General features: G+C 73.3%; 16 protein-coding genes. 8 read left to right on the top strand and 8 right to left on the bottom strand.

Going from position 1 to position 15778, the window contains the following annotated elements; translation table 11 throughout:
- Positions 1 to 13: 13 nt before the first annotated feature.
- Positions 14 to 1249, bottom strand: coding sequence for an ABC transporter ATP-binding protein (locus tag ACQKQD_RS12510; RefSeq protein ID WP_091675731.1), 1236 nt, complete (start codon positions 1247 to 1249; stop codon positions 14 to 16).
- Positions 1249 to 2142 (bottom strand): ABC transporter permease, encoded by an 894-nt coding sequence (locus ACQKQD_RS12505; RefSeq protein ID WP_234082931.1) that lies wholly within the window; start codon positions 2140 to 2142, stop codon positions 1249 to 1251. The genes ACQKQD_RS12510 and ACQKQD_RS12505 overlap by 1 nt, the downstream gene beginning before the upstream one ends.
- A 305-nt stretch (positions 2143 to 2447) precedes the next feature.
- Here ACQKQD_RS12505 and ACQKQD_RS12500 point away from each other — a divergent pair, with 305 nt between their 5' ends.
- The 4 genes from ACQKQD_RS12500 to ACQKQD_RS12485 all read left to right on the top strand — a co-directional run bounded on the left by ACQKQD_RS12500 (position 2448) and on the right by ACQKQD_RS12485 (position 8133).
- The gene (locus ACQKQD_RS12500; RefSeq protein WP_427508502.1) at positions 2448 to 3515 is read left to right on the top strand and encodes a glycosyltransferase family 2 protein; all 1068 of its coding nucleotides are present in this window, start codon (positions 2448 to 2450) and stop codon (positions 3513 to 3515) included.
- A 270-nt stretch (positions 3516 to 3785) separates the two neighbouring features.
- The gene (gene gpmI / locus ACQKQD_RS12495; RefSeq protein WP_427508608.1) at positions 3786 to 5297 is read left to right on the top strand and encodes a 2,3-bisphosphoglycerate-independent phosphoglycerate mutase; all 1512 of its coding nucleotides are present in this window, start codon (positions 3786 to 3788) and stop codon (positions 5295 to 5297) included.
- A 132-nt stretch (positions 5298 to 5429) separates the two neighbouring features.
- Positions 5430 to 6845, top strand: coding sequence for a lipopolysaccharide biosynthesis protein (locus tag ACQKQD_RS12490; RefSeq protein WP_091675739.1), 1416 nt, complete (start codon positions 5430 to 5432; stop codon positions 6843 to 6845).
- A 10-nt stretch (positions 6846 to 6855) separates the two neighbouring features.
- On the top strand, positions 6856 to 8133 hold the full coding sequence (locus ACQKQD_RS12485) for a GNAT family N-acetyltransferase (protein ID WP_427508501.1): 1278 nt from the start codon (positions 6856 to 6858) through the stop codon (positions 8131 to 8133).
- Here the strand turns inward: ACQKQD_RS12485 and ACQKQD_RS12480 are convergent.
- The 4 genes from ACQKQD_RS12480 to ACQKQD_RS12465 all read right to left on the bottom strand — a co-directional run bounded on the left by ACQKQD_RS12480 (position 8069) and on the right by ACQKQD_RS12465 (position 11127).
- On the bottom strand, positions 8069 to 8425 hold the full coding sequence (locus tag ACQKQD_RS12480; protein WP_056526493.1) for a hypothetical protein: 357 nt from the start codon (positions 8423 to 8425) through the stop codon (positions 8069 to 8071). The two genes, ACQKQD_RS12485 and ACQKQD_RS12480, sit on opposite strands and share 65 nt — an antisense overlap.
- 18 nt (positions 8426 to 8443) lie before the next feature.
- Positions 8444 to 8671 carry a hypothetical protein gene (locus tag ACQKQD_RS12475; protein WP_020091174.1) on the bottom strand — a complete coding sequence of 76 codons (228 nt, stop codon included), beginning with the start codon at positions 8669 to 8671 and terminating at the stop codon, positions 8444 to 8446.
- Positions 8672 to 9035: 364 nt separating this feature from the next.
- The gene (locus tag ACQKQD_RS12470) at positions 9036 to 10463 is read right to left on the bottom strand and encodes a protein adenylyltransferase SelO (protein ID WP_427508500.1); all 1428 of its coding nucleotides are present in this window, start codon (positions 10461 to 10463) and stop codon (positions 9036 to 9038) included.
- A 193-nt stretch (positions 10464 to 10656) separates the two neighbouring features.
- Positions 10657 to 11127 (bottom strand): tRNA (cytidine(34)-2'-O)-methyltransferase, encoded by a 471-nt coding sequence (locus ACQKQD_RS12465; protein WP_020091172.1) that lies wholly within the window; start codon positions 11125 to 11127, stop codon positions 10657 to 10659.
- Positions 11128 to 11307: 180 nt separating this feature from the next.
- Here ACQKQD_RS12465 and ACQKQD_RS12460 point away from each other — a divergent pair, with 180 nt between their 5' ends.
- Together ACQKQD_RS12460 and ACQKQD_RS12455 are read left to right on the top strand one after the other, a co-directional pair.
- Positions 11308 to 11826 (top strand): PRC-barrel domain-containing protein, encoded by a 519-nt coding sequence (locus tag ACQKQD_RS12460; protein WP_020091171.1) that lies wholly within the window; start codon positions 11308 to 11310, stop codon positions 11824 to 11826.
- 108 nt (positions 11827 to 11934) lie between these two features.
- Positions 11935 to 12516 (top strand): SCO family protein, encoded by a 582-nt coding sequence (locus tag ACQKQD_RS12455; RefSeq protein WP_020091170.1) that lies wholly within the window; start codon positions 11935 to 11937, stop codon positions 12514 to 12516.
- Between the two features lie 27 nt (positions 12517 to 12543).
- Here the strand turns inward: ACQKQD_RS12455 and ACQKQD_RS12450 are convergent, their stop codons facing one another.
- Complete coding sequence (locus ACQKQD_RS12450; RefSeq protein WP_020091169.1) at positions 12544 to 13185, bottom strand: PilZ domain-containing protein; 642 nt, start codon at positions 13183 to 13185, stop codon at positions 12544 to 12546.
- 229 nt (positions 13186 to 13414) lie between these two features.
- Positions 13415 to 14014: a PAS domain-containing protein gene (locus ACQKQD_RS12445; RefSeq protein WP_020091168.1), complete on the bottom strand. Its 600-nt coding sequence runs from the start codon at positions 14012 to 14014 to the stop codon at positions 13415 to 13417.
- 348 nt (positions 14015 to 14362) lie between these two features.
- On the opposite strand from ACQKQD_RS12445, the gene ACQKQD_RS12440 reads away from it, so the two are divergent.
- Together ACQKQD_RS12440 and ACQKQD_RS12435 are read left to right on the top strand one after the other, a co-directional pair.
- Positions 14363 to 15184 carry a rhomboid family intramembrane serine protease gene (locus tag ACQKQD_RS12440; RefSeq protein ID WP_427508499.1) on the top strand — a complete coding sequence of 274 codons (822 nt, stop codon included), beginning with the start codon at positions 14363 to 14365 and terminating at the stop codon, positions 15182 to 15184.
- A gap of 151 nt (positions 15185 to 15335) precedes the next feature.
- Complete coding sequence (locus ACQKQD_RS12435; RefSeq protein ID WP_091675751.1) at positions 15336 to 15767, top strand: CBS domain-containing protein; 432 nt, start codon at positions 15336 to 15338, stop codon at positions 15765 to 15767.
- Positions 15768 to 15778: the final 11 nt, after the last annotated feature.

Genomic DNA, 15778 nt, shown 5'->3' with positions numbered 1-15778 from the left:
CGCCCTCCGGGCCTCAGCGCTGCGACGCGGCGCCGTTCGTTGTCCAGGTCCCCGCCTCGTGGAACACGCCGAAGACGTCCGGCGCGAAGACGGGGTGCTCGATGTGGAAGCGGCCGCCGATCTTGGCCGCGAGGAGCCGCTCGAAGCCGCGCTGCCGGACCACCATCGAGACCGTGTAGGTGTCGGCGGTCAGGGTCAGCGGCGGCGTCAGCAGCTCCACCTCACCCTCGCCCGCGAGGGCGGTCAGGCCGGTGCCGTCCGCCTGGGTGCTGAAATTGCAGCAGAGCAGCTCGTCGGACCGGGTGATCGAGAACAGGACGTGCGGGTCGGCGATCGGCTCGGCGGCGCTGTAGCGGGCTCGGATCCGCATCCGCTCGCCGTGGCGGAACAGCGTCCGCGGCGCGCCGGATTCGTCGGCGATCGTCACGTCGCTGATCCGGACCGGCAGGTCGCCGGTGTCGGGGCGGAACCACGCGGTGTCGGCGAGGTAGCTGTCCCGCTCGTAGTGGGTCAGGCCCTCGTCGGTGGGGCCGTCATAGGCGACGCGGCCGCCCTTGATGTAGATCACCCGCTCGCACATGGTCTTGATGCTGAACATGTTGTGCGAGACCAGCAGGATCGTCGAACCCTTGCCCTGGAGGCGCCGGGCGAAGTCCATGCACTTGCGCTGGAAGGTGTAGTCGCCCACCGCCAGCACCTCGTCGAGGAGCAGGATGTCGGGCTCGAGATGCGCGGCGACCGAGAAGGCCAGCCGGACATACATGCCGCTGGAATAGCGCTTCACCGGCATGTCGATGAAGTCGCCGATCTCCGAGAAGGCGACGATCGCGTCGAACTTCGCGGCGATCTCCCGACGGTCCATCCCGAGGATCGAGCCGTAGAGGAAGATGTTCTCGCGGCCGGTCAGCTCCCGGTGGAAACCGGTGCCGACCTCGAGCAGGGCCCCGACCCGGCCCTCGAGGCGGATCCGGCCGGTGGTCGGCGCGGCGATCCGCGACAGGAGCTTGAGGAGCGTGCTCTTGCCGGCGCCGTTGAGGCCGATGATGCCGACATTCTCGCCGTGCCGGATGCCGAAGCTGACCTCCTTCAGCGCCCAGAAGCTCTCCTGCGACGGGCGCGCCGCCGCGCGGCGGGTCACCAGGCCGCGGACGCCCTCGCTGAGCGCGTCGCGCAGCGAGTTCTGGTGGGCGGCGCGGGGGGCGCGCCAGTACTGCTTGCCGATATCCTGAACGCTGATTGCCATCGACATCAGATTACATCCGCGAAGGAGCGCTCCATGCGCTGGAAGAAGATCAGTCCGCTGATGAGCAGGGCGAAGGCGGCCGTGACCGAGACGGCGACCGCGAAGGCGTCGGGCGGCGTGCCGCCCAGGATGGCGAACCGGAACGCCTCGATCAGGCCGACCATCGGGTTGAGCGCGTAGATCCAGCGCACCGAGGCGGGCACGATGCTCGACGCGTAGACGATCGGCGAGGCGTACATCCAGATCTGGATCACGAACGGCAGCGTGTGCTTGATGTCCCGGAAGCGGACGTTGATCGGCCCGAGCCAGAGGCTCACCCCGAGGGCGAGCATCGCCGTCACGATCAGGGTCGGGACGGCCAGCACGAGGTGCCAGTCCGGCACCGCCCCGTACCAGGCCATAAGGGCCAGCAGCACGCCGAGCGCGATGGCGAAGTCGACCATCGGCGACACCACCGTCGCCAGCGGGATGACCAGCCGCGGGAAGTAGATCTTCCGGATCAGCTCGGCCTCCGCCACGAGGCCGTTGGCGCTGCGCCGCACCGCCTCGGAGAAGTACGTCCACAGGACGACCGCGCTGCCGGCGAAGAGTGCGTAGGGGGCGCCGTCGGTGGGGATCTTGGCGAAGTGGCCGAAGATCACCGTGAAGATCAGGACGGTGAAGAGCGGCTGCGCGATCGCCCAGGAGGCGCCCATGGCGGTCTGCCGGTAGAGCACCTTCAGGTCCCGCAGGATCAGGACGCGCAGCAGGTCGCGATACTGCCAGAGGCCGACCGCGTCGAAGGCGACGATCCGGTCGTCGGGCGCGATCTCGGTCACCCGCAGCGTCGACGGGTCGGTCCGCTGTTCGGTCGGCCCGCGTTCCGGCGTGCCGAGGGCAAGCGCATCCAAAGATTTCATCATTCGAGGCGGTCCCGCATGACGCTCTGAGCCCGTGGTCGAGCTCGGGGACCCGGTGCGAATCGGAAGTCGTGCCGCCCGGTCGTCCCGCCGGAACGGGCTATCATCGCGGTGCGGCGGTCCGAATTACACCTTTCGTCGTATCGGTCCGGCCGACTGAAGTGGTGGTTGTGATCAACGACCGTAATCGTAGCCAATCACGACAAATGAGACCTCGGGGGCGCGCCGCACGCGGCGTCGGTCCCCGTCCGGGACGACCGGCCCTCATCGGCCGGCGACCGGGACCAGGTTTCGGGAGAACCGCCATGCAGGACCCCGTGAGCGCCACCGGCGCTCCGCTCGTGACGATCGCCATGCCGGCCCTGAACGAGGCCGCGCACATCGCCGACGCCATCGCGTCGGTGCTGCCCGACCGGGACGCCATCGCCTGCGAGCTGCTGGTGCTGGACGGCGGCAGTCGCGACGACACCTGCGCGATCGTCGCCGCCCTGAGCGCCCGCGACCCCCGCATCCGGCTCGTCCACAACGAGCGCCGCATCCAGGCGGCGGCGATCAACCTCGCCGCGCGACTGGCGCATCCCGCCTCCGCCTACCTCGTCCGCGCCGATTGCCACGCCGTCTATCCGAAGGGATTCGTGCAGAACCTCGTCGGCACGATGCGCCTGCGCCAGGCCGTCTCTGTGGTCGTGCCGCTCCGGACCGTCGGGGTCACGCCGCTGCAGAGGGCGATCGCGGCGGCGCAGAACAGCCGCCTCGGCAACGGCGGCTCGGCCCACCGGCAGGGCGGCATCTCGGGCTACGTCGCCCACGGCCACCACGCGGCCTTCGACCGGCGCGAGTTCCTGCGGGTCGGCGGCTACGACGAGACCTTCACCCACAACGAGGATGCCGAACTCGACCGGCGGCTCTGCGCGGCGGGCGGGCGGATCTACCTCGCCGCCGAGCTCGCCATCACGTACTTCCCGCGCGCCTGCCTCCGCAGCCTCGCCCGGCAGTACCTCCACTACGGGCGCGGCTGCGCGCGGACCCTCGAGAAGCACGCCAGCCTGCCGCGCGCCCGCCAGATCCTGCCGGCCCTGGTCCTGCTCTACGCCGTCGCGGCCCTGCCGCTGGCGGCCCTGATGCCCGCCCTGCTGATCCCGCTGCTGCTCTATGCCGGGGGCTGCGTCCTGAGCGGCCTCGCCCTCGCGCTGAAGGCGCGGGAACCCGTCCTGGTCATGAGCGGCCCGGCGGCCGTGACCATGCACCTGTCCTGGGCGGCGGGGTTCCTGTCCTATCCGGGCTACCGGCGGACGCTGCTCCGGGCCGCCCTGCGAAGGAAGCGCCGCCTGCTCGGCCTCCCGCCGGGATCCGACGCGGCGCGCGTCAACTGACCGCCTGAGTCCTCGTCGGCCGCGCCCCGCCGGCCGCGCCCCGCCAGCCGCGCCCCGCCATGTGCGGAGCGCGGCCGGGGCATGTCAGAAGCCCGACGCTCTCTCGCATCCGTCGCCCATTGGCCCTTCGGGGCGGTGGTCTCGCGCGACCAAGGCGATTATCGACACGCGCAACGATCCGGCCGCGTCAGGGCCCGGAGACCGGCCGCGCGCCGCGCGCGGCAGCCCAGGAGAGTTGTGCCCGTGCCCGACAGTACCCCGCGTCCCGTGATGCTCGTGATCCTCGACGGCTGGGGTCTGCGGGACGCGGTGGCCGACAACGCCGTCCACCAGGCCAGGACGCCGGTCTTCGACGGTCTGATGCGGGAGCGCCCCCGGTCGCGGCTGACGACCTTCGGCGCCGATGTCGGCCTGCCCAAGGGGCAGATGGGCAATTCCGAGGTCGGCCACCTCAACATCGGCGCGGGCCGCGTCGTCCTGCAGGACCTGCCGCGGATCGACGCGGCGGTCGCCGACGGCTCCCTCGCCCGGAACCCGGCCCTGGTCCGGTTCATCGAGGCGCTGCGCGCGTCGGGGGGGACCTGCCACCTCGTCGGCCTGCTCTCGCCCGGCGGCGTCCACGCGCACCAGGACCACGCCGTCGCGCTGGCGCGCGCGCTGACGACGGCCGGCATCCCGGTCCGGCTTCACGGCTTCACCGACGGGCGCGACATGCCGCCCCGCTCGGCCGCCACCTGCATCGCCGACGTCGCGGCCGCCCTCCCGAAGGGCGCCCGCATCGCGACGCTGTGCGGCCGCTACTTCGGCATGGACCGCGACCGGCGCTGGGAGCGGGTCCAGACGGCCTACGACGCCCTCACGGAGGCGCGCGGGACCCGGTTCGAGCGGGCCGGGCAGGCGGTCGCCGCGTCCTACGCGCAGGACGTGTCCGACGAGTTCATGCGGCCCGCGATCATCGGCGACTACGCCGGCATGCGGGACGGCGACGGCATCCTGAGCTTCAACTTCCGCGCCGACCGGACCCGGCAGATCCTGGAGGCGCTGCTCGACCCGGCCTTCGCGGGCTTCGAGCGTGCGCGCACGGTCCGGTTCGCCGCCGCCCTGGGGATCGTCCAGTACAGCGTCGAGATCGACGCCTTCGCCGAGACCCTGTTCGGGGCCCTCGACCTGCCCAACGGCCTCGGCGAGACCGTGGCCCGGGCCGGGCGCGCGCAGCTGCGAATGGCCGAGACCGAGAAGTACCCGCACGTCACCTACTTCATGAACGGTGGCCGCGAGGAGCCCTTCGAAGGGCAGGACGCGATCCTCGTGCCCTCGCCGAAGGTCGCGACCTACGACCTGCAGCCGGAGATGTCGGCGCCCGAACTCACCGACCGCGCCGTGGAGGCGATCGGCTCCGGGCGCTACGACCTCATCATCCTGAACTTCGCCAACCCCGACATGGTCGGCCACACCGGCAGCCTCGCGGCCGCCGTGAAGGCGGTGGAGACCGTCGACACCTGCCTCGGCCGCGTCGTCGAGGCGGTGACGGCCCAGGGCGGGGCGCTGCTGGTGACCGCCGACCACGGCAATTGCGAGATGATGCGCGATCCCGAGACCGGCGAGCCGCACACCGCCCACACCCTCAACCCGGTGCCCGCCGCGCTCGTCGGCGTCGACGGCGTGACCCTGGCCGACGGACGGCTGGCCGACGTGGCGCCGACGCTCCTCGACCTGATGGGACTGGACCAGCCGGCCGAGATGACCGGCACGTCGCTGATCCGCCCGCGGGGCGAGGGCTGAGGGCCGGGGCCGGCGGCACGCCGCCTGCAGAGCCCGGGCTGTCATGCGCGCCGTCCCTGCGTTACCTCCCGCCACGGGCCGGTCTGTCCCAGCGTGGTGCGAGGTCGTGGTGCGTCTGACCGGTTCTAGGACATGATCGCCCGGCACAGCCTGATCTATGTCGGCTCGCGGGGCTTCGCGGCCGCCCTGAACATGGCCTCCGTGGCGGTGTTCACGCGGCTCGCGCCGGTGGAGAGCTACGGCACCTACCTGTACGTCCTGTCCTGGGCGCTGGTGCTCTACGGGGCGACCTGCCAGTGGCCGAAATTCGCGTTCTTCGCCCTCTACGACGAGGCGCGCGAGCCCGCGCAGGTCGGCACCGTGGTGCGGATCCTGGGCGGCACGCTGCTCCTCGCCGGGCTCGGCAGCGCGCTCGCCGCCGCCCTCGGCCTGATGCCGGCGCGGATGGCGGCCGCGATCCTGGCGCTGGCCTTCGGGACCACCCTGTTCGAGGGCTCCACCGAGATCGCCCGCACCCGCCTGCGGGCCGGGGCGGTGGCGGCCTCGGTGATGAGCCGCGCCGTCCTGATCCTGGCCCTCGGCAGCCTGGCGCTGCACCTCTCGCAGGATCCCCTGCACCTCGCCTTCGCGGTGGCGGCCGCGAACGCCCTGGCCTCCCTGCCGGCTGCGGCCACGATCGCCCCGATGATGCCCGGCCGCGGCAGCCGCGCGGAGGCGCTGCGGCTGTTCGCCTACGGCTGGCCGCTCGTCCTCTCCTTCGGGACGGCGGCGCTCGCCCAGAGCCTCGACCGGCTGATCATCGCCAAGACGGTGGGGCCGGCGGGGCTCGGTGCCTACGGGGCCCTGGCCGACTTCCTGAAGCAGAGCTTCATCGTGTTCGGCGAGGCGATCGCCCTGTCGCTGATCTCGATCGCCAAGCGCGAGGCGCGGGTGGGCGGGATGGCGGCGGCCTCCGGGGTGCTGCGCGACGCCGCACGGGCCATGACGCTGATCGCGGCCTTCGGGGCCGTGTTCTTCCTGTGCTTCGACGATCTGGTCGTGGCGGTGCTGCTCGGGCCCGACTACCGGGCCGAGGCGCGGGAGCTCGCCCCGGTGCTGATCCTGGCGAGCATCCTGATGATGTTCCGCGCCTACTATTTCGGGCAGGTGATCTACTTCGCCCGCTCCAGCGGCCTGGAGGCGGCCGCCGCGTTCGCGACCCTCGCCACCGTCGCCGCGCTGTCGCTCCTGCTGATCCCGCGCTTCGGCGCCGCCGGGGCGGCCCTCGCCTTCGCGGGCGGCCAGAGCGCGGCCTGCCTCGTGCTGGTGCTCGGCGCCCGCCGGACCGGCACGACGATGCCGCTGCCGCTCGCCGACATGGCCGGCATCGCCGGGATCGCGCTGGCCTGCGGCGCGGTGAATGCCGGCATCGCCCTGGTCCCCGGCGGCCTGTTGCCGCCGGGACAGGCCCTGCGCCTCGTCCTGCTCACCGCCGCCGCCGGGGTGACGGCGTGGCGCTACGACGTGCTCGGCTTCGCCGGCGCGATCCGTCACCGTCTCGCGGCCTGACGGTCCCGCGATGGCAGGCCCCGCGTCGGACACCCCATCGGACACGGCCGCGCTTCCCGGCGGGCTCGTGGCGGCGGTCCGGCCCCTCGACGGGGCGGCGCCCTGGGTCCCGGCCTGGCGGGCCCTGGGTCGGGCGAGCCTGGTGCGCAACCCGTTCTACGAGGCGGGCTACGCCCTGGCGGCCCGCGACGCCTTCGGGGCGGGCGTCCGGCTCCTCCTCGTCGCCGACCGGCCCCCCGAGGCGCCCGGGGCCCGGCTCCTCGCCGCCTGGCCGTTCCGGCCGTCGCGCCGCCGCTGGGGCGTGCCGCTGCCGCTGCTCGTGGGCTGGACCCACGGCTACGCCCCGTTCGGGGCGCCGCTCCTCGACGGCGCCGCCCCGGAGGCCGCCCTGGCGGGGCTGCTCGCCGCGCCGGGCGCCCTCGGCCTGCCGCCGCGCCTCCTCCTGCCGAACGCTCCGACCGACGGCCCCCTGCCTGAACTCCTGACGGCGTGTGGCGGGCGCCGCGCCGCGTACTGGCCGCACGACCGCGGCCTGCTCGACCTGACCGGCCGCGGGCCGGAGGCGCGGGCCTCCTATCTCGGGCACCTCTCCGGGCAGCGCCGCCGCAAGCTCCGCCGCGCCCGCGCGCGCCTCGAGGCGGCGGGGCCCGTGACCTTCGAGATCCTCGCCGCGCCCGAATCCCTCGGCCCCGCCCTCGACGCCCACGTCGCCCTGGAGGCCGCCGGCTGGAAGGGTCAGGCCGGCACGAGCCTGGCGCAGCGGCCGGCGGAGATCGCCTTCCTGCGCGCCGCCCTGGCCGATCTCAGTGCCGATCTCAGTGCCGATCTCAGTGCCGATCTCGGGGCCGATCTCGGGGCCGATCGCGGGGCCGCGGACGGCGTGCGGATCGCGCGCCTGCGTCGGGGCGACCGGCTCCTGGCCTCCCTGATCCTGCCGGTCACCGGCCGCGAGGCCTGGGTGCTGAAGATCGCCAACGACGAGACGCGGCCGGAGACCGCGCCGGGGGTCCAGCTCGTCCACCGGCTGACCGAGGCGGTGGCCGGGGGCGACTGGCCGATCGACCGGATCGATTCCTGCGCGCCGCCGGACTTCGCCCTCGGCACCACCTTCTGGACCGCGCGCCGGCCGATCGCCCATCTGCTGGTGGAGGCGGGCCGCGATCCGCTGTTCCCGGTGGCCCGGACCCTGGAGCGGGCCCGGGAGCGCGTTGCCCGGGCGCGTCTCACCATCCGAAGCGGGCGATCTGCTCCAGCCGCGCCCGCGTCGCCGCCGCGTCGCGGCCCGTGACGGCGATCCGCCCGGACAGGTCGTAGCAGGTCGCGCAGAACGGCAGCTGCAGCAGCGTGTACCCGTCGTCCCGCGCCCGGGCGACGGAGGCGATGAGGCAGGGCAGGACCGGCTCGTCGGGCGGCCCGGCGAGGCAGTCGGCCCGGGGGCTGCCGAAGGCCGGGCGGTTCGGCCAGGTCAGCAGGAGCGTGGTCCCGCCCCGGCGGTCCGGGGCCGGCGGCAGGGTGTAGCTGCGCAGGAACAGCGCGCCGGCCGCGAGGACGAGGACCGGCAGGATCAGGGCTGTGCGCATCGGCGGTGTCCTCGCGCCTCAATCCCCCGCGTCGAAGCGCGTCCGATAGAACACCTCGCGGCCGGCGCCGTCGATCACCCGGACCGCCTCGGCCGGCTCGCCCGAGCGCTGCGGCACCCGGGCGCGGGCGAACAGCCGCAGGGCCCGCTCCTGCGCGCTCTCCAGGCTGCCGACCCGCACGGAGATCCGCGTCTGGATCTCGTCCGGCTCCGGTCCGAGGACTTCGATGTGGAAGGTCTCGCGCACGGGTATCCGCCTGATCGAGGGATCTTCAGCGCCGGATATCGGGATCCGGCTGCCGGCCGCCATAGCATGTTCCGGCCGGGTCTCGGGTCCGGCGCCGCGCGGCGAGCCCGGGACGACGCGCCGCGGGCTCGATCTCGGCACGAAGTCCAATTGCCCCGCGGCCCGCCTCGGCACTAAGAGGGCCGCTCCGCCCGAGGAGACATCACCGGAGGAACCCCGTGGACCCGCTCAAGGCCGCCGCCGCGACGCTTCTCTGCCTCGCCCTGTTCTGGCTGGCCTTCCGGCTGACCCGGCGCCTGGTCGATCTCGCCATCGCGGGGGGCTACGCCGAGGAGCGCCGGCGGCTCGCCGAGGAGGAGGCCGCTCAGGCCGAGGCGGGCGCCGTCCCGCAGGCCTCGGCCATCCGGGCCACCCCCGCGAGCTTGGCCTCGAACAGGGACCAGTCATCCGCCGCGGCGATCGGCGCCCACAACGCCTCCACCTCGTCGATCAGGAGCGTGCAGGGCGCCTCCGCGAAGTAGGGATGGTCGAGCCGCGCGCCCGGGGCGGGCGCGAGCGGCTCCAGCGCGGCCCGCACCGGCGCGAAGGCCTCGTGCGCGTAGTGGCCGGCGGACGGCCCGGCCTGCGCGCGGGTCGCGCTCGCGAGGCCGCCGTACCAGTCGAAGAAGAACCGCTCGAAGGGCGCCCGCGTCTCCGCGAGGAACCGCCAGACCGCCGAGACCAGCCGGTCGGTCTCCGGCCACGGCGCCGCGGCGAGGCCGAGCCGGCGGAACAGGGCCTCGGCGAACGCCTCCTGCAGGGCCGGCCCGAATCCGGAGAGCGCCGCTTCCAAGCGCGCCTGGGGGGCCAGCACCAGCAGGCAGTCGGCGAGCCGGGCGAGGTTCCAGAACAGGGCCTCCGGCTGGCGGCCGAAGCTGTAGAGCCCGGTCTCGTCGAAGTAGGCGGCCGTGAAGTCCGGATCGTAATGCGGCAGGAAGCGCCAGGGCCCGTAATCGAAGCTCTCGCCGGTGACGTTGATGTTGTCGCTGTTGAGGACCCCGTGGACGAAGCCGGCCGCCGCCCACTGCGCGCCCATCCGGGCGACCCGGGCGACCACGTCCTCCAGAAAGGCGACGGCGCGATCCTCAACGCCGTCGCGCCAGAGCTCCGGCCGGTGGGTCGCGATCGTGTGGTCGAGGAGCCGGGCGATGTTGTCCGGCTCGCCGAGCGCCAGGAAGCGCTGGAAGCTGCCGATGCGGATGTGGCCGTGGGACAGGCGCACCAGCACCGAGGCGCGTGCCGGCGAGGGCTCGTCGCCGCGCACGAGGTCCTCGCCGGTCTCGATCAGGCTGAAGCTCTTCGAGGTGTAGACGCCCTGCGCCTCCAGGAGGGCGGTGGCCAGCACCTCGCGCACGCCGCCCTTGAGGGTGAGCCGCCCGTCGGCGCCGCGCGACCAGGGCGTCGTGCCGCTGCCCTTGGTGCCGAGGTCGAGGAGGCGCCCGTCCAGGCGGTCGTGCAGCTGCGCGAACAGGAAGCCGCGCCCGTCGCCGAGGTCCGGATTGTAGGCGCGGAACTGATGGCCGTGGTAGCGCAGGGCCAGCGGCGTCTCGAAGCTGCCCGGCAGGGGCTCGAACCGGCCGAAATGGGCGATCCACGCCGCCTCGGACAGGCCGCCCAGTCCGACCCGCTTCGCCCAAGTCTGGTTGCGGTAGCGCAGGATCGTCCGCGGGAACCGGGCCGGCGTCACCGGATCGAAGAAGGCGGGGCCGAGATCGGCGTGGCGCCGGGAGGGCGTGAAGGCGGTGTCGTCCATGCGGCGGCGCATCTCGCGGGGTGAGGATGAGTCCCGTTGTACCAAGCGAGCGGGACGCGATCCGTTGCCGATCCCGTCCTCGCGGGCGCGGCGAAGCAACCCAGTGCAGCGGGACATCGGCCGAGCGTGGCGCCGCCTGGATCGCTTCGCTCCGCTCCCGAAGACGGCGGCCGACCCGAGAGGCGTCACGATCCTAGAGATCTGGTCGGGCCGTCCCGGACACCTGCCGCAGGGCCTCGCCGGCGATCATCGCGGCCGCGACCGCGACATTGAGCGAGCGCAGGCCCGCCCGGATCGGCACCACGATCCGGGCGTCGGCGGCCGCGTGCACCGCCTCCGGCACGCCGGCGGATTCGCGCCCGACCATCAGGCAATCGTCCGGGCGGAAGGCGAAGTCCGTGTAGGGCACGGCGCCCGCCGTGGTGGCGAGGACGAGCCGGATCCCGGCCTCGGCCCGCCACGCCGCGAAGGCCGCGAAGGAGCGGTGCCGGGTGATCGCCACGTGGTCGAGGTAGTCCAGGCCCGAGCGGCGCAGGTGGCGGTCCGAGACATCGAAGCCCGCGGGCTCCACGATCTCCACCGCCAGCCCGAGGCAGGCGGCCATGCGCAGCATCGTGCCGGTGTTCTGCGGGATATCGGGCTGGTAGAGGGCGAGGCGGAGCATGGCGCCGGCCTTGTGCGGGGCGGAAGGCCCCGCCGTCAAAGGCCCCCGGCGCCGACGCGCAGCCGGCAAACCGCCGGGCCGGCCCCCGCCGGGGCCGAGACCGCGCGGAACTTAAGCCCCGCCAGAACCTTGAGGCGGCGCGACCCCCCTGTGCGGCCCCCGTCTGAAAGACCTGCTCCGATGCGCACCCCGCTCCTCGCCTCGGCCCTCCTGCTGGCCGGCCTCGCCACCGCTTCGGCGCAGACCGACGGCGCCAGATCGGACGGCGCCAAGCCGGACGGCGGCGCCGCCGCGACCCCGGTCCCCGGCCAGCCCGCCACCATGGCCGACAGCCTGCGCCCGACCTTCGTGGCCCAGGCCCCCGACGACATGGTCGCCAGCAAGCTGATCGGCTCCAGCGTCGTCAACGGCGCCAACGAGACGATCGGGCAGATCGCCGACTTCGTCCTCGACCAGAAGGGGGCCGTGAAGGCCTGGATCATCGGGGTCGGCGGCTTCCTGGGGATCGGCTCGAAATACGTCGCGGTCGACCCGTCCGTGCTCAAGCTCGACCGCACCGACGGCAAGACCCTCCAGGCGCGGATCGACACGACCAAGGACCAGCTCCGGGCGGCGCCGGAATACGTCTATCTCGGCAAGGAGCCGCCGAAGGGCGCCGCCCCGGCGAGCCCCGCGGGGGAGCCGGCCTCGAAGCCGTAGCGGTCGCGCCGGCGCGGCGCCGATCGGTCGGCCGGCGGCACCGCGCCGGCTTGCCTCCGCGCGCCGTTGTGTGCTGTGCCGGCCTCCCCGGAGGTCGGAACCCGTCCCATGCGCCGCGCCCTCGTCCCGCTCCTCGCCTTCTGCCTCGGCCTCATCGGCCTGACCGGGGCGGCGGTGTTCGCGTTCCTGCCCGACAAGGCACCGGTGGGCGTGCCGAGCGTCGGCGGCCCGTTCACGCTGGTGAACCAGGATGGACGCACCGTCACCGAGCGCGACTTCGCCGGCGCGACGCACCTCGTGTTCTTCGGCTTCACCCACTGCCCGGACGTCTGCCCGACCACCCTGCAGCAGATCTCCGACGTGCTCGCCGCCCTGGGGTCGAAGGGCAAGACGATGCGGGTCGCCTTCGTCACGGTGGATCCCGAGCGGGACGATCCGGCGAGCCTCAAGACCTACCTGTCGAGCTTCGACCCGCGCATCACCGGCCTCACCGGCACGCCCGAGCAGGTCACCGCCACCGAGAAGGCGTACCGGGCCTATGCCCGCAAGGTGCCCGCCAAGGACGGCGACTACACGATGGAGCACACCGCCCTGGTGTACATCATGGACGCGCAGAACCGCTTCCTCGGCGCCCTCGACCTGACCCGGCCGGCCGACGAGGTCGCCGCGCAGCTCGCCAAGAAGATCTGACCGCCGGCCGGTCCGGCCGCACGCCCGTCAGAGCGTCATCCCGGCGTGGAAGCGGTCGGGGGAGAGCGGCAGCAGGAACTGCACGCCGAAGCCGCCCTCGAAGTAGCGCACCAGCCGGCCCGGCGTGCTGCCCACCGTGACGGCGGCGCCGAGGGGCAGCGGCACCGGGCAGGAGATCGCCACGCCCGACATCGAGATGTCGATGAGGCGCGCCCGGATCTCGCGACCGCCCTCGACGCGCAGGACCACCGCCGTGTTGGTCGGCACGAGGCGCTCGTGCGAGCGTCCCTCCGGCAGCCCCAGCATCTCCCGGTTCGCCAGCCAGGTGAGCTGGGAGGCGAGCTTGTCCCGCTTGCGCGACGTGGCGTTGAGCTGGACCGCGAACCCGTCCGGGCAGGTGCGCGCGACGACGCCCTCGATGCGGCCGATATGCTCCAGGTAGAGCACCACGCGCTCGCCGACCGCGCCCTTGACCGCGCAGGTCAGCCGCACGCCGCCCGGCGACATGTCCACGGTCTGGCAGGGATATTCCCGGCGATCGGCCAGCATGTAGCGGCCGAGCACGGCGACCCGCACGCGCTGGTGGCGGCGCTGGTCGGCGGCACCGCGCGCCGGCTCGGCGGCGAGGCCGCGCAGATCAGTTCCAGCGGTGGCCTCGACCGCGATCATTCCGAGATTGGTCCTGCGCCGGAGAATGGCCGGTGCAGACTAGGCACGGACAGTTACGAAACCCTTTTTTCCTGCTCCGGGATCGATCGGCCTTGTAGAAACATCCATTGTCGAGCCCTGCCGCGTCGTGCGCGATCGACTTGTGCGCCGAAGCTTTCCTCGGGTGCGCGCGCCGATTCGATCGAACTGGCCGTCCCGGACCGGGCGTAACCTTGGACGAATACGGTTCTCAGGCACGCCCGCCGGCGTGGACGAGGAGGTGGCCGTGGCGCACCGGCCCGGGGTAGCCCGCGCTCGTGCGCACGGCGGTGCGGGCGGGCGGGACCGGCTCGGTCCGGCGGCTGGGCAGGATGCGCAGGGAGGTGGTCTCCGCCTCCACCAGCGGGCGCAGGCCGAGCCAGTGCGGCGCGCCGTCGAGGCTGAGGGTGCCGAGGGCGCGGACCTGCGTCCGGCCGCGGTGGCGCAGGGGCAGGAGCAGGAGTTCGAGATCCGCCGCCTCGCCGGCCGCGTTGGTGCCGCGCAGGCCCGCGACGACGCCCAGCGTGTCGCTGGCCACGATCTCGACGATCCGCCAGGGATCCGTCGCCCGGGAGCCCCACAGCTTGGCGAAGGGCTCGCCCTTCAGCTCGCGGCCGTACAGGGCGCAGACCCGGGTCCCCGCGAGCCGGATGCTCGCGGAGCGGCTCGGCATGTCGAGTTCCAGGATCAGGCTGTCGGCGAGGAGGTGCCGGATCTCGCCCGGCTCGATCTCGGCGCGTTCCGGCGCGGCCCGTTCTCCGCGCAGGCGCTCCCAGTAGGCGTGGAGCATGCGGCTGGTGGGATGCTTCATCGGTGTCCCGATTCTCAACGCCTGTGGTTCATCCCCGGATCATTCTGGCACATCCGCGGGGGTGTGACCGGCCGATCCGGGCGTTCACCGCGTCCGGGCGCACGGGCCGTGCCGGCTCCCGCACCCGCGCGCCGCCGGTCCCGCCGGCGCCGCGCGGGGCGGGGGGTAGCGCGTCGTGGCCGGCGACACAATCGTCGCACCCCGCCGGGCGCGCCGCGGCCGTCCGGGACGGATCCGGGGTGGAGACGGGGCGGTGCGCGATACGGACCGCGATCCGACCGGTATTTGCGAGCTTCAATACGTCGCCGGGGCTTGCCCGATCGCGCCGCGCCCCGACATGGTGCGGCGATGGACGCCTCCCCCGATTTCCCGCGGCAGAGCCGCGTGCCCGTGTTCAACATGCCGGGCATCGTCACCGCGTCGATCGGGCTGCTCCTGGCGATCCAGGCGGTGCGCGAGTTCCTTCTGCCGGACACCTGGGACATCCGCCTCGTCCTCGACCTCGCGCTGGTCCCGGCGCGCTGGACCCTCTGGTTCGATCCCGGCCGGGCCTCCGAGGTGATCCGCGCCGCCGCCGATCCGGGCGATCCCGGCCTGGAGGCGGCCCGCGAGGCCTTCGCCCGCTACATCGTGGGCGAGCACGCCCTCCAGCCCTGGACGCTCGTCACCTACGGGCTGCTGCACGGCTCGTGGATGCACGTGATCTTCAACAGCGTCTGGCTCGCGGCCTTCGGCGCGCCGGTGGCGCGCCGCTGCGGCGCCCTGCGCTGGTGCGGGCTCGCGCTGGCCGGCACGGCGGCCGGCGGACTTCTCCACATCCTGATCGATCCGCTGAGCGCGGGGCCGCTGGTCGGCGCCTCGGCGGGGATCTCGGCCCTGATGGCCGCCGCCGCGCGCTTCGTGTTCCAGCCGCCGGTCTCGGGCTACGGCGCGCCGGCCTGGCAGGTGCCGCCGCCCCGTCCCGCCGAGACGATCCCGGAGCTGCTGCGTAACCGGACCGCGGTGTCGTTCCTGGTGATCTGGCTGCTGACCAACCTGCTCTTCGGCCTCGTCAGCGTGCCGCTCGTCGGCGAGAACGCCGCCATCGCCTGGGACGCCCATCTCGGCGGCTTCATCGCGGGCTTCTTCCTGTTCCCCCTGGTGGATCCCCGAGAGCCGCGCCGGCACTGAGTCCCTGCCATCGACGCCCGGCACCTTGCCATCCGGCCGGATCGATCACACACTCGCCACAATGTGAACGAGCCGGGCCAACCCGGCCGAGAACGCCATCAGGGCGCCGCGGGCTGACGGCGCACCGGCCGCGTCACACAGGGAGAGAGCCATGACCGTCGCACGCATCCTCGCCGAGAAGGGCAGCTCCGTCGTCACCGTGAGCCCCGACAAGACCCTCGATGAGGTGATCCAGATCCTCGCCGACAAGCGGATCGGCGCCCTCGTGGTCGCCCAGGCCGACGGGACGGTGGCGGGCATCATCTCCGAGCGGGACATCATGCGGGCGCTCGCCCGGCACGGGGGCTCGGCCTTCGACGCGCCGGTCTCGGCCCACATGACCACCGCGGTCACCACCTGCGGCCGGACCACCACGATCGAGGAGGTCATGACCCTCATGACCGACGGGCGCTTCCGCCACGTGCCGGTCTGCGAGGACGGGCGGCTGATCGGCCTAGTCTCGATCGGCGACGTGGTGGCGCGCAAGATCGCCACCGTCGAGGCCGAGCACCAGGCCCTGCGCGACTACATCACGATGGCGTAGGGGCGCCGGCA

It is taken from the genome of Methylobacterium sp. NPDC080182, assembly GCF_050281105.1.
GTDB lineage: Bacteria > Pseudomonadota > Alphaproteobacteria > Rhizobiales > Beijerinckiaceae > Methylobacterium.
Note: the sequence above shows the minus strand (reverse complement) of the source record. Positions and strands in the feature narration are given on the sequence as shown.